This window comes from Chitinophaga ginsengisoli (assembly GCF_003014595.1).
In the GTDB taxonomy this organism is placed as follows: domain Bacteria; phylum Bacteroidota; class Bacteroidia; order Chitinophagales; family Chitinophagaceae; genus Chitinophaga; species Chitinophaga ginsengisoli.
Genome location: NZ_PYGK01000008.1, coordinates 205,674 through 218,512 on the forward strand (window position 1 = coordinate 205,674; position 12,839 = coordinate 218,512).

General features: G+C 44.4%; 12 protein-coding genes. 3 read left to right on the plus strand and 9 right to left on the minus strand.

Features of this window, described 5'->3' with window-relative positions; translation table 11 throughout:
- Positions 1-41: 41 nt before the first annotated feature.
- The gene (locus CLV42_RS20040; RefSeq protein WP_106603716.1) at positions 42-827 is read right to left on the minus strand and encodes an alpha/beta hydrolase; all 786 of its coding nucleotides are present in this window, start codon (positions 825-827) and stop codon (positions 42-44) included.
- Between the two features lie 175 nt (positions 828-1,002).
- Complete coding sequence (locus CLV42_RS20045) at positions 1,003-1,767, minus strand: MBL fold metallo-hydrolase (RefSeq protein WP_245901700.1); 765 nt, start codon at positions 1,765-1,767, stop codon at positions 1,003-1,005.
- A 250-nt stretch (positions 1,768-2,017) separates the two neighbouring features.
- On the opposite strand from CLV42_RS20045, the gene CLV42_RS20050 reads away from it, so the two are divergent.
- A complete protein-coding gene (locus CLV42_RS20050; RefSeq protein WP_106603718.1) occupies positions 2,018-3,934 on the plus strand; it encodes a glycosyl hydrolase family 8 in 1,917 nt (638 codons plus the stop codon).
- A gap of 84 nt (positions 3,935-4,018) precedes the next feature.
- Here the strand turns inward: CLV42_RS20050 and CLV42_RS20055 are convergent, their stop codons facing one another.
- From CLV42_RS20055 to CLV42_RS20070, 4 genes are all read right to left on the minus strand, one after another.
- Positions 4,019-4,777: a carbonic anhydrase gene (locus CLV42_RS20055; RefSeq protein ID WP_211303496.1), complete on the minus strand. Its 759-nt coding sequence runs from the start codon at positions 4,775-4,777 to the stop codon at positions 4,019-4,021.
- A gap of 205 nt (positions 4,778-4,982) precedes the next feature.
- A complete protein-coding gene (locus CLV42_RS20060) occupies positions 4,983-5,309 on the minus strand; it encodes a hypothetical protein (protein ID WP_106603719.1) in 327 nt (108 codons plus the stop codon).
- A gap of 44 nt (positions 5,310-5,353) precedes the next feature.
- Positions 5,354-5,653 (minus strand): hypothetical protein, encoded by a 300-nt coding sequence (locus tag CLV42_RS20065; protein ID WP_106603720.1) that lies wholly within the window; start codon positions 5,651-5,653, stop codon positions 5,354-5,356.
- Positions 5,654-5,758: 105 nt separating this feature from the next.
- On the minus strand, positions 5,759-6,370 hold the full coding sequence (locus CLV42_RS20070; protein WP_106603721.1) for a hypothetical protein: 612 nt from the start codon (positions 6,368-6,370) through the stop codon (positions 5,759-5,761).
- A 113-nt stretch (positions 6,371-6,483) separates the two neighbouring features.
- On the opposite strand from CLV42_RS20070, the gene CLV42_RS20075 reads away from it, so the two are divergent.
- Positions 6,484-6,744 carry a DUF4342 domain-containing protein gene (locus CLV42_RS20075; protein ID WP_106603722.1) on the plus strand — a complete coding sequence of 87 codons (261 nt, stop codon included), beginning with the start codon at positions 6,484-6,486 and terminating at the stop codon, positions 6,742-6,744.
- Here CLV42_RS20075 and CLV42_RS20080 read toward each other — a convergent pair whose 3' ends face one another.
- A complete protein-coding gene (locus CLV42_RS20080; RefSeq protein WP_106603723.1) occupies positions 6,745-7,290 on the minus strand; it encodes a hypothetical protein in 546 nt (181 codons plus the stop codon).
- A 55-nt stretch (positions 7,291-7,345) separates the two neighbouring features.
- Positions 7,346-8,467: a Gfo/Idh/MocA family protein gene (locus tag CLV42_RS20085; RefSeq protein ID WP_106603724.1), complete on the minus strand. Its 1,122-nt coding sequence runs from the start codon at positions 8,465-8,467 to the stop codon at positions 7,346-7,348.
- Positions 8,468-8,730: 263 nt separating this feature from the next.
- Here CLV42_RS20085 and CLV42_RS20090 point away from each other — a divergent pair, with 263 nt between their 5' ends.
- Complete coding sequence (locus CLV42_RS20090) at positions 8,731-11,142, plus strand: ABC transporter permease (protein ID WP_106603725.1); 2,412 nt, start codon at positions 8,731-8,733, stop codon at positions 11,140-11,142.
- 62 nt (positions 11,143-11,204) lie between these two features.
- On the opposite strand, the gene CLV42_RS20095 is transcribed toward CLV42_RS20090, so the two are convergent.
- The gene (locus CLV42_RS20095; RefSeq protein ID WP_106603726.1) at positions 11,205-12,806 is read right to left on the minus strand and encodes a glycoside hydrolase family 71/99-like protein; all 1,602 of its coding nucleotides are present in this window, start codon (positions 12,804-12,806) and stop codon (positions 11,205-11,207) included.
- Positions 12,807-12,839: the final 33 nt, after the last annotated feature.

Below are 12,839 nucleotides of genomic sequence, written 5' to 3' on the forward strand. Positions count from 1 at the left end.
TTGTCCACTCTAATAGTTATCATCGGTCTGGTCTTCCAAAACTATTTACCTTCAGCCGCAGCAATGATCACTTTCGCAACAGCTTCCGGTTGTGAAATAAACACGGCGTGACTGCCCTTTACTTCTGTTATTTTATCACCACCGCGTTTATACATGTTGCGCTGAATGTCGGGAACGATGGCCTTATCTTCAGTAGCGACAACAGCATAGGCAGGTTTTGTTTTCCATGCAGCATCAGCTACAGGTGTGGTAAAACTTGCACCAAAGATGGGCGCCTGTGATGCCGCCATAAAGTCTGATTCTGCTTTGCTCAGATCTGCTGCAAAACCAGCATGGAACTTCGCTAAGTCATAGTACAAAAATCCTTTTTCATCCGGAGGCAGTATACCGGCTTCAGGAGCACCAGGCAATGATGTAGCCCATTGAAGTGTATTCTCACCTTTGTCAGGCTGGAAAGCGGCTACATATACCAGGGAGGCTACATTAGGATGGGCACCAGCTTCTGTGATGATCGTACCACCCCAGGAATGTCCTACCAGTACTGTGGGGCCATCCTGCCTGTCAAGAATACGTTTGGTAGCTGCCACGTCATCTGCCAGGGATGTGAGCGGGTACTGCACGATAGTCACCTTATATCCCTTCTTTACCAGTATATCATGCACTTTTCTCCAGCCGGAACCATCTACGAAAGCACCATGAACAAGCACAATATTTTTAGCGGTCTTATTCTGTGCAAAGGAGGATACGGAAAAGAGGCTCAGGAGTAATACAAATGCTGTAAACAAAGCGCTCTTTAATTGCCATTTTGAAGTGGATGTCGTTCTCATTGTGTGTATATTTTGTGTTTTGTTTTTGTGTTGTTTTGTGATACAAAGATGACTCAAAACAGCACCGTGGAGAATGACAGTATTTCCCAACCTCATGGATAATTTTCCGGCACCCATAAAAAAAGCCGGCATACGCTGCCGGCTATATATATAATTACTTCGGATGATTTCCGCACTACATCTGGGGATACCAGTTGCGCAGGCGTACTTCTATATTCTTGTTGCCTGCATTTACTTTCTCTTTAAATGCTTTGACATCACTTAAACCCTTGGCGCCACGGTAATGGTACGGATATACGATCCTGGGTTTAAACGCCAGTACGGCGTCTGCTGCTTCCGGCACGTCCATGGTATAAGGCAGATTCATACAAACGAAGGCCACGTTGATATTTCTGAGTGAGCGCATTTCCGGAATACCCTGGGTATCACCGGATATATAGATACGTACACCGCCAACAGATATTATATATCCGTTCCCTCTGCCCTTTGGATGTTTGGAATCGGGTGTTTCCGGGAGGTTATACATGGGAATAGCATTAATAGTAATACCATTTTCAGTAGTCACCCCAAAGTTCTTTAATACGGTCACCATGGGTTTATACGAAGCCGGCAATTTATCGGCCACTGCCGGTGGTACGATCAGACGGGTCTTGCTGGTCTTTAGCGCCGCAATAGCCGCTGAATCGAAATGGTCGCCATGAATATCTGTGATGAGAATAATATCCGGTGCTGCCAGGCCTTTAAACTTGTCCGTTTTACCTGCAGGATCTGTGTAAATAACTGTACCGGCAGCAGAGAGTACCAGGCTGGCATGTTCCACCGGCTGTATCGCCAGGGGGCCTTTTGAAGTTCTTATTGTGTCTGGCGCGCTGATCTGGGCGTTTACGCTCCCGGTAAGAGCGGCAAAGCATAATGACAATATTCCTAGTCTCATAGTCATAATATTGGATTAATAATAAGATAGCTTTCGAATGATAAATTTAGTCTTTATCAACACCTTAGCAAAACAAGAGCCTACTCATAATATAAAACAGTGTCGCGAAATTGCATGTCAGCTAATCCAGACTTAAATAAATTTGCTTATTTATATTGTACTTATTCTTATTTTAGCAATCGTTTGCATAAACCATAGAAACACGACTCAAAATAACCTGTAGCAGGAAAAACCGCACCCTTAAAATTGACCGTATATGACTAAATTCTCTTCATTACTGGTAACCAGCACCTTGTGTGTTACCAGCCTCCTTGTGCAGGCGCAGAACAAGCCTTTCCCACAAGCAGTCACCTATCCAAACTGTATCAAACCGAACAACGTTACACAGGCAGCTATGAATAGCAGTGTAGCCAGCTACTATGATTACTGGAAATCAAAGTACCTGAAAAACAATCTCGCATCCTTACCGGGAGGCTATTATGTAAAAGGTGAGATCAGTGGAGATGCTGAAGGTTTTGTACCATTAGGCACCTCTGAAGGACATGGTTATGGCATGGTGATCACGGCATTGATGGCTGGTTATGATCCTAATGCACATGCTATTTATGACGGATTGTACAAAACTGCCCGGGCATTCCACAGCAGTATCAACACCAACCTGATGGGATGGGTGGTGGCTGATGCTTCAGGCGCCCAGGGACATTTTGACTCCGCTACAGACGGCGATATTGATATTGCCTATTCACTGATCCTTGCGCATTATCAGTGGGGGTCCAATGGCACTATCAACTATCTCGCCGAAGCCAAGAAGATGATCACCAATGGCTTAAAAGCAGCCAACGTGACTTCTACCAACCGCCTGAACCTGGGCGACTGGGACGCTAAAAGCGCACTGAATACCCGCCCTTCCGACTGGATGCTGAGCCATCTCCGCGCCTTCTACCAGGAGACCGGCGATGCTACCTGGTTGAACCTCATCAACAACCTGTATGCGGTATACAATCAGTTCAGCACTACCTATTCTCCTTCTACAGGTCTGATCTCTGACTTCGTAGTGAAGAATCCTCCGGAGCCGGCACCGAAAAACTTTATTGATGAAGGTCCGCAGACAAACGAATATAACTATAATGCCTGCCGCGTGCCTTTACGTGTGGTAATGGACTATGCCCTGTATGGCAACACAACTGCACAGAGCATCTCCAATAAGATCGCTACCTGGATCATTGGCAAAACAGGTGGTAATCCTGCGAATGTGAAAGATGGTTACAAGCTGAATGGCAGTGTTTCCGGTACTGATCCTGAAGCAGTATTCGTAGCGCCATTTATTGCAGCAGCTGTGGTGAACAGCAATAACCAGGCATTTGTAAACAACGGCTGGAACTTCCTCAAAACAGCTAAATCAGGCTATTATAGCGACACTTACAGCCTCTTATGTCAGCTGTTCATCTCCGGTAACTGGTGGAAACCGGAAGCGGGTACTACTCCGCCACCACCCACCTGCGAACCTGCAACTGCCAGCAGCGATGATGGTAACGTAGCGGCCAATGTACTGGACAATAACCTCAACACCCGTTGGTCAGCCAGTGGCGATGGTCAGTATATAACGCTTTGCCTTGGTTCCGCAGCTAACGTAAGTGGTGTGGATATTGCTTTCTATAGCGGCAATACAAGAAGCGCCATATTTGACATCCTGACCAGCACTGACGGCAGTACGTTTACATCTGCAGCTACGGGTCTACGTAGCAGTGGTACTACTACTGCACTGGAAACCTTTACCTTCACAGCCCGCTCTGCTAAATATGTAAGGATTGTGGGACATGGTAACACCGTGAATGCCTGGAACAGCATTACAGAAATAAAGGTAAGGACCAGTCAATCTGCAGCGAAAATAGCGGCTGTGGCTCCTGAAAAGGCATCTAATTCGCAATTTAGTATCTACCCTGCACCATTCTCCACCAATGCCAATGTTGCATTTACATTGAAAGATGCAGGTGTAACTGCACTGGCGATATACGATATCAATGGCAAACAGGTAGCGACAATATTCAGAGAAAACCTCTCTGCGGGTAGTTACAACAGGTCATTCTCTGCAAGCCATCTGCCTGCGGGAATGTATGTTGTTAAACTGATCCATAATGGAATTATAACGACGAAAAAGGTTATCAAAAACTAAGCATTGCTCAACAATGAAGAAAGCCGGCTCAGTAAATGGAGCCGGCTTCTTTATGAATTGAATAGTTTATTTAAATACCAGGGACTATTTAGTTTTCTCAGGAAGATCTTTCATCGTCTCATCCAGGAATTCTACTTTTCCTGTATGAATATCATAAACAGCACCTACAATCAGGATCTCTCCTTTTACATATTTTTTATGCAAAATGGGGTCTAAATCCCTGAGTGCATTTACCTGGTCAATTACATTCTGTCTTACAGCATTATTAACAGGATCGCCGGGCATATTGGCTACTTTGGCTACAGCTGGCTTAATGTCATTAATTAACGTAACAATATGACCAGGTACATCTTCTGGCCTTTCTACAGCCGCAGCCACAGCGCCGCATTCTGTATGCCCTAAAACAACTATTAATCTGCTATACAATTTCAACACCGCGTACTCCATGCTTCCATAAGATGCAGCCGATGATACCTGTCCGGCCGTTCTGATAATAAACAAATCTCCCAGACCCTGATCAAAGATCAATTCATTAGGCACCCTGGAATCGGAACAGCTGACGATTGTTGCAAAAGGCTTTTGACCAAACCCTAATTTCTTAATGGTTTGTGCATCCTGCCGTGGCCGGATAGATTTGTTCTCAACGAATCTTTTATTACCCCCCATCAGTTTCTTAATAGCAAGCCGGGGGTCTTTAAAGGCGGTATCTCTGTCTACGATATAATGGTCGGCTTTCCATTTTACGGAATCAATGGTTACCTTTTTTACTGAAGTCTTGGTTTGAGCAGTAGCAATACTTTGTACGCAAAGTATCACCATCATTGATGCGATTAAATTTTTCACTGTTCTTGTTTTATGTTAATATGAAATTGACGCTCTCGGGTACACAAGTGGGTTAAACTGTTCACATTCCAATATCTGCCTCCTTATAACAGGCAATCAGTAGTAAATATAATAATTTTACCAACTCCATTTTATCTTAAAGGAAATTTAACTTTGGAGCAGGACACCTTACGCTAGTTAAATATGATTATATGAACCAGCTTCTTTAAAAATGGACTGCTGCTAAAGCCCATGCCCAAATAAGACCAAAAGCAAAGACTATCACTATCATCTCTATCAGCCAGATGTATAGCGCTTTCTTTTTCACATTCGCCTTCTTCAGGCAAAACCTGATACCGAAATCTATTAATAACGAAATAATTAAGGCAGGCACCATGAGCAGAATTGCATAAACCATATATGCTCTTGCCTCACCACGTTCCCCCCGTTCCATGGCATAAATGCATGCAATAACCCCAAAAAAAATTGCTAGGATGACGCAAGGTGAAAAAATATATGCCCAGTTCTTTTTAGCGGGAGTGTCAGTGTTCACAGGTATTGATTTAAACTAAATATAAAAAAGATTAACAACACTCACTATGCTCGCAGGAAAGCCCTGATGCCTATCACCATCGCCACTATTTCTATCACCCAGATATAAATCACTTTATACTTTATATCCTTTAGAAACAATATCCGTAGAAAGACATCTAATAACAACGCACAAATTGCGATAGGAAACAACAGCAAAAGTACATACAATTGATTCCCTGCGTCATCATCTACTGCTGCCAGGATAAGCAGACAAATAAGCATCATTACAGCGATGATGGCCAGGATTCTGCTGGGGGTGAAAGTAAGCGCCTGCTTTTCCAAAGCAGTAAGATCTAATTTCATAGGTTTTAAATTATATACTTCTCTAATGATACAAAAATATTAACGCTATAGCCATCAATATTAGTTCAGTTGTCCAGATATACATCACTTTCTCTTTCGCATCTTTCAGCTTTTGCTTTTTAATTCACTGATACTAGCGGCTATTCTTTCCAGCGTGTCTTCATGCCATCCTTCTCCATTAAAAACAGCTACGATCAGCTGTTTCTCATGGAAGAGTCGCAACACTTTCCTTTTCATGCCTTTCATGCTCAATTCATCCTTGTACGATGCACGGAGATCGGAGACAGGAATTGTGATACGTTTATGAAGACGCCCCCATTTATTTAGAACAAGTACACATTCTCCGCTAACCGTGTCAAGGACAACAGATGTTAAAGTTTTCTTTGCTAATCCCGGAAGAATCACAACAAGTAACACTGGCAAAACCAGCATCCCAAAATGGAATTTATTTCCCATTGCCCAAACCCCAAGTGCAAATATCAATATCGTTACAGCTATTGTTAATGGATTTAAGAATAGTCCACTTCTTTTCTCGAAGGCTATTAAATTTTCATTTTCCATCAGGTATCTAGTTCTTTTATAAAATCTGTAATCACTTTTGCGTTTACCTGGATACATTTCGCGGCTCTGCCTGCGTATTTGCCGCTGGTTTCCTGCTCCCTTTTTTGAGGTGGTAACTTTGAAGCTGTTGTCTGGTTTTAGTGATCGTAATCCCATCCACAGGTTTCAGATTAATTTCAAGATACTACAATCAACAACATATCACATATTTTTTATTCAAAATATCGTAACTTCCCATACCCAAATTATTCACCTATAATCCTACACCCATGGCAACTAAAGAATCCTTCTCTCTCAATGGCGAACATCTGCTGAAAAAAGTAAAAGAACTCATTGCAGAGGGTAATGTAAGAAAGATCACTATTACGGATAAATCAGGCAAGGAACTGATGTCATTCCCATTGACGATAGGCTTGGTGGGCGTATTGTTAGCACCAGTACTGGCTGCTGTTGGCGCATTGGCAGCGTTGGTGGGGGAATGTACAATTACAGTAGAAAGAGAAGAGGAAGAAACGCCAAAACAGGAGTGATCACTCACTCTCCAGCATCTTCCGGATCATCTGTTGTGCTTTCTTTCGTGCCTGTCTGCGTATTTCAGATTTATGCTGTGCTGCAAATCTGTTCTTATCCGATCCGAAATAGATTTCCCCTTCGGAGATGTAAGACCCTTGCTTTATCATCACACCATTTTTATGACAGGTATCATAACCACAGGAATGTTTGGAATAAACCCCAAAGTTCCTGTGTCCGAAACGCTTTTCCGTAATTGTTTTTTGTTGATATCTGCGGATATCCTCCCAAAGTTTCTTTGTCTCTACCCTGGTCAGCTCCTGCCCCAGTGTCGATACCTCCACATACGTCTGCGGATCTTTTATCTGTAGAAAATCAAATGATTTCTTAAAGGTCTGATGAGCATAGTCCCTCACTGCGAGCTTGTCTTCTATCGTCAATTTTTCATTCTCTACAATTGATCTGTATAGTCCCAGTGTGTTGAAATCAGTATATTTCTTATGATTATCAATGAAGAAAAGATATTCTTTCAGGGTTAGGGTCTTAAACTGTCTTCCAATTTTCATATCACAAATATATCACAATAAAACATCCGGCAGTCTCTCGACTGCCGGATTATATTCAGAGTTTCAGGTTTACCTTATTACCTGTCTTCGCCGCCTGATAGATGGCATCCATGACCTTCAGGTCTTTCACCGCTTCCTCACCATTCACAGGCACCACAGGTTGTTTGCCATTGAGAATAATATCAGACATCTCCTCCATCTGTAACGTCTGATGCACCACAACAGGTTGATTCAGATCCCCCTTATGCGTACGCCCTTTGATAGGCCCGTAACCGGTAGACGGCTGCATCTCTGCAAATCCTTTCTCACCATTTAAGAAGAATTTATCCAGGTTATTCATGCTGTAGGTAGACAGGCAGGATGCAGTAACACCGCTGGGGAAGCCCAGCTGGAACTGGATAGTTTCATCTACGCCCGGTTTGAACTTCTCATGATCGGTCTTGGTTTCCTGTGCGGTCACCCAGACAGGATCCTCTCCCACCATATAACGTGCCCCGTTCACCGCATAAATACCGATATCCATCAGGGAGCCACCACCGGCCAGTTGTTTGTTCAACCGCCACTGTGTAGGATCACCTATCTTAAAGCCACACAATCCCTGGAAGAAAAGCACCTTTCCAAACTCACCCGCATTCCGCATACGGATCACTTCCAGCGTATGTGGCTCGAAGTGCATACGATAACCTACCAGCAGTTTCACCTTTGCATTACGACAGGCATCCACCATTTCCTGCCCTTCTTTTGCATTGACAGCCATGGGCTTCTCGCAGATCACATGTTTACCTGCCTTAGCCACCCGGATCACCTGGTCATGATGCAGGGCATTCGGCGTGATCACATATACCGCATCAATGTCAGGGTTGTCTTTGATCTTATCAAAGTTCTCGTAGTTGTAACAGTTCTTCTCCGGAATATTATATTTCCCCTGCCAGTCTTTGATCTTGGAAGGCGTACCACTGATAACACCCACCAACTTAGCTTTCTTACAGGACTGCATGGCTTCTGCCACCCGGGTGCCATAGCCGCCCAGGCCCATAATAGCTACCCGTAATACAGGACCATCATAAGGCTGTTCGTAGAGGTCAGATTTAGCAGCTATACCCAGACGGGGCAAAACGGTCAGTGCTAATGCGGAGACAGTAAAATTTTGTAAAAAGTGTCTTCTGGAATTCTTCATAACAAGGGTTTTATACAACAATTAGAGCGTACTGGTAAGATATTCATAAAAACGGGCTTCTGCAACCCGTTCGTGTAAAAGTGACACCACAACTTTCATACCTTGTCCGCCGGCTAAAAGCGAACACCACTATATCAAAACCGGACACTTTAAAAAAATATAGCCCTTTAAGTCACTCATTACCAATAGAATTCAAATTGGCATTCTCTTGGCGCCGGCACTGTCGTATATTTCCGTATTGCCACCAACCTAAATACAATGTAATGTTCAGGTATTATTACAAGATCGCTATACGTAACCTTTGGAGGAATAAAGGCTTTTCTGCCATTACGATCTTTGGTTTAGCCATCGGACTGGCCACCTGTTTATTAATCACCTTATTTGTAACGGATGAGTTGAGGTATGAGTACTTCAACAATAAGGCCGACCGCATTTACCGTATCAATGCGGACTTCCTTGTGAATGGCAGCGCATTTAAGGAAAGGAACACACCTGCCATGTTTGGGCCTATGTTGCAGCAGGACTATCCGCAGATTGAAAAATATGTACGCTTTCTTCAGCAGGACCATATACTGGTAAAAAAGGGAGAAGAAACCCTGTTGGAGAGCAATGTCTGCTTTGCTGATTCCACTGTCTTCGACATCTTTAGCCTGCACATGATCGCCGGCAATCCGGCAACCGCCTTGCGTAATCCTTTCTCAATGGTCATTTCCGAAAGGATGGCGAAGAAATACTTCAACAGTATAGACGTTGTCGGCAAAACATTACACACCGATAATATCAACCAATATACCGTGACCGGAGTGATCAGGGATGTACCATCACAATCCCACCTGCACTTTGATTTCGTCAGGGCGATGTCACAAATGGAAATGAGCAGGGAAACACAATGGATGGCCGACAATTTCGTAACATATGTGCAGTTACGCCCCGGTACCACACAGGCACAACTGGACGGATACCTGCAGCAGGCCACTAAAAAATACGTGGAGAATGACCTACGGAAAATGACAGGGAGTGACCTTGCAGACCTCGAAAAAAAGGGAGGGCATTTCAGGTATCAATCCATCCCGCTGAAAAAGATCCATCTCTACTCCGATCTGACCAATGAAGCGGAGCCTTCGGGGAACATACAATACATCTACATTTTCATCATTACCGCCATTATCATTCTGCTGATTGCCTGTGTGAACTTTATGAACCTGTCTACCGCCCGCTCCGCAGGGAGGGCCAAGGAAGTAGGGTTACGTAAGGTAATGGGATCGCAAAAAAGCAGCCTGATAATACAGTTCCTGGCTGAATCTGTCCTCACCAGCTGCTGTGCCATGATCATTGCCATCGTCCTGACGGCACTAATGCTGCCTTATCTGAATGACCTTTCAGGAAAATCGCTCAGCATTACTGTTGCATCACTTACCTGGATACTTCCTTTATTATTGCTGATAGTGGTCATCGTCGGACTGATGGCTGGCAGTTACCCTGCCTTCTTCCTTTCTTCCTTTGAACCGGTGAAGGTGCTGAAAGGTAAACTCTCCAGCGGTTTTAAAGGCAGCTGGCTCAGGAACAGCCTGGTTATTTTCCAGTTTGCTGCCGCTATCCTGCTTGTCGTAGGAACACTGGTTATCTACAATCAGCTGAAATATATACACAATAAACAATTGGGATATAACCGGCAACAGGTGCTGGTCGTAGAAAATACACAGGCGCTCTGGATATTTGCCAAAGGGTTCAAAGAGGACGTATTAAAGATCCCGGGAGTAACGGCAGGTACGATGACAAATACATTGCCTACCGAGATTAACATGGACACAAATATCTATTCCAAAGATGCTGCCCGAAGTCCCGGACAGGTGGTGGGTATCCCCGAATGGTATGTGGACGCCGACTATATTCCCGCATTGGGCATGCAGATGGCGAAGGGTAGGAATTTCTCTCCTGATATGCCTACTGATACCGGTTCAGCGCTTATCATCAATGAAACAGCCGCACGGCTGCTGGGATTTACGGATATCACAGACAAATATCTCTACCGCGGCGAGCAGAAAATGAAGATCATCGGAATAGTAAAAGATTTTAATTCAGGTTCTTTACGCACCAAGATTGCGCCAGCTGTATTTACCTTAGGAGACTATACTGGCAAAATGGCTTTCCGTATTAATACAAAAAATATCCAGCAGATCATCAATAAGATCGGTGAGTTATATCATGCAAGGCCCGCCATGCAGGGACAACCCTTCAGGTATGCCTTCATGGACGATAGTTTTAACAAATTGTACCAGGCAGAAGAACGTACGGGTAAGATCTTTATCTCCTTCGCCGTATTGGCGATCCTGATCGCATCCCTGGGTGTATTTGGCCTTATTACCTATGCGGCAGAACAGCGTACCAAAGAGATCGGCATCCGCAAGGTATTAGGCGCATCCGTATCAGGTATTGTTGCTATGTTATCGGCCAATTTCCTGAAGCTGATCGCACTGGCAGCAGTGATTGCCACTCCGCTGGCCTGGCTGCTCATGAATAAGTGGCTGCAAAACTTCGCCTATCGTATCAATATCAGCTGGACATTATTTGCAGTATCCATTATCCTGATGGGGATCATTACCATGGTAACCGTCAGTTTCAAAGCCATTAAGGCGGCTTTGGTCAATCCTGTAAAAAGTCTAAGATCTGAATGATCATTAAAAAAGGGCCGTCCGTCATAGTAGACGGACAGCCCTTATCCTCATATAATCAGTGCTCAATTCTGTAAGGTCCACTGACTGCTTTCAAAGTAAGCCGGTACGTTTGTACACTGTGCTGATCCGCTCTGATTTTCCAGGTTCAGATAAGTACTCTGCCATTCATTCTTCAAACGGGTATAACCGTTATAGCTTTCCAATACCCAGTAACTGCTGTAAAAAGTATTGGGCACGTCTGTACTTTCCACGTAGCTATACAGGTGCTCAATGTTCAGGTAATGCCCTGTTGCAACGTTTTTAAACCGGATATGTCCGTTCACCTGCTCCTGTACCCACCTGTATTGATTACCGCTGTTATTGCCATTATATTTCACCTGTCCGTTCTCTTCGTACAGGTAAGTATTTAACCACTTGTTTTTGATCAATACACCAGTACCTGTAGGAGGATTAGTGCCACCACCGATGCTGTTTAACAGGCTTTCCGCATTGGCCACCTGCAGGTTGGCGAGGTAAGAGAACACCTGGTTCAGCTGCTGCTGTATGGTCCCGTTACCTGCATACTGTTTTCTGAATCCATATAAACGGGCAATCAGTTCCAACTCATGCTGTCCATAGGGAACGCCTAATTTCTGCTGCATAGTGGTCAGGAAGGAGTAACCAAATTCCTCGGTCGGCTCGATGATCGTGCCTTCACCATAGTCATTCCAGGTAGCGAACTGAATGATCTTTACGCTGGAGTTCAGTGCTTTATCCAGCATAGTAGAAAAAGTAGCAGTGCCATTAAATGGAATCTCCCAGGTAGGACCATCAGCGCCACCAGCTGCATAGAAAGATTTGAAACCAGGATAAACCACACCTATAGACAACGGGAAATTAGCCGCCTGTGTATAGTAGCGATCTACCACGCCCGGATGCTCCTGGTATATCCATGGGAATTCACCACCGGCATTGTTGGTGCCTACTTCATTGGTAAAGCCAAACAGCGGAATGATTTTCGGACGCGGATTAATACCATTCAGGATGGTATTCCACTCAGAAGGCTGATGGAAAGTGATAGGACCAAAGTTCAGCACAACAGGCTCGTTAGCAGCATTCCGCAGATAGTTTCCCTGGTTGAAGTAGTTGTTCTGCATATATACAAAATCGCCGTTGGCGCTGGAAGCCATCCCAGGGTCCCAGTTGCGGTCTTCATGTACAATAGAGAATTGTAGTCCTACCGCATTCAACTTGTTGATCAATGCATTGGAATTGCTTAGATTATCAGGATAATCATACCGCTGCCTGGTGCCTGGCCAGTCAATAAACACGCCATCTGCACCAGCATACTTCATCAACAGCAGTTGATACTCGATGATATCCGGATCACCGGAAGCGTAAGGTCCTGTTTTAGGATAGAAATAGGCAGCGATCTGTCTCTTACCATTCACGATGATGTCCGGGTTCTGGGTATTCATTTTCCAGTGATAGCCCCAGGCGCCCCTGGATGCCGGTGTCTCGAACCAGGGCATCCAATGGATAAAGATCTTTTTACTGGTGGATTTACTAACCGCTACCGCAGCCCTGGTATTCAGATCAGCAGATAAATGTTCTTGCGGCTCGAGCGACGATTTGTTACACGCAAACAGGAAGAGGGCACAACAGGCCCATAATAGAGTTCTCATTTTGAGGGAGATTTGATGAATAATAAATGATTA

Bases quoted from the DNA above. Each gene is read 5' to 3' on its own strand.
- CLV42_RS20040 (WP_106603716.1), bottom strand. From the start codon at position 827: ATGAGAACGACATCCACTTCAAAATGGCAATTAAAGAGCGCTTTGTTT.
- CLV42_RS20045 (WP_245901700.1), bottom strand. From the start codon at position 1,767: ATGACTATGAGACTAGGAATATTGTCATTATGCTTTGCCGCTCTTACC.
- CLV42_RS20050 (WP_106603718.1), top strand. From the start codon at position 2,018: ATGACTAAATTCTCTTCATTACTGGTAACCAGCACCTTGTGTGTTACC.
- CLV42_RS20065 (WP_106603720.1), bottom strand. From the start codon at position 5,653: ATGAAATTAGATCTTACTGCTTTGGAAAAGCAGGCGCTTACTTTCACC.
- CLV42_RS20070 (WP_106603721.1), bottom strand. From the start codon at position 6,370: ATGGGATTACGATCACTAAAACCAGACAACAGCTTCAAAGTTACCACC.
- CLV42_RS20075 (WP_106603722.1), top strand. From the start codon at position 6,484: ATGGCAACTAAAGAATCCTTCTCTCTCAATGGCGAACATCTGCTGAAA.
- CLV42_RS20080 (WP_106603723.1), bottom strand. From the start codon at position 7,290: ATGAAAATTGGAAGACAGTTTAAGACCCTAACCCTGAAAGAATATCTT.
- CLV42_RS20085 (WP_106603724.1), bottom strand. From the start codon at position 8,467: ATGAAGAATTCCAGAAGACACTTTTTACAAAATTTTACTGTCTCCGCA.
- CLV42_RS20090 (WP_106603725.1), top strand. From the start codon at position 8,731: ATGTTCAGGTATTATTACAAGATCGCTATACGTAACCTTTGGAGGAAT.
- CLV42_RS20095 (WP_106603726.1), bottom strand. From the start codon at position 12,806: ATGAGAACTCTATTATGGGCCTGTTGTGCCCTCTTCCTGTTTGCGTGT.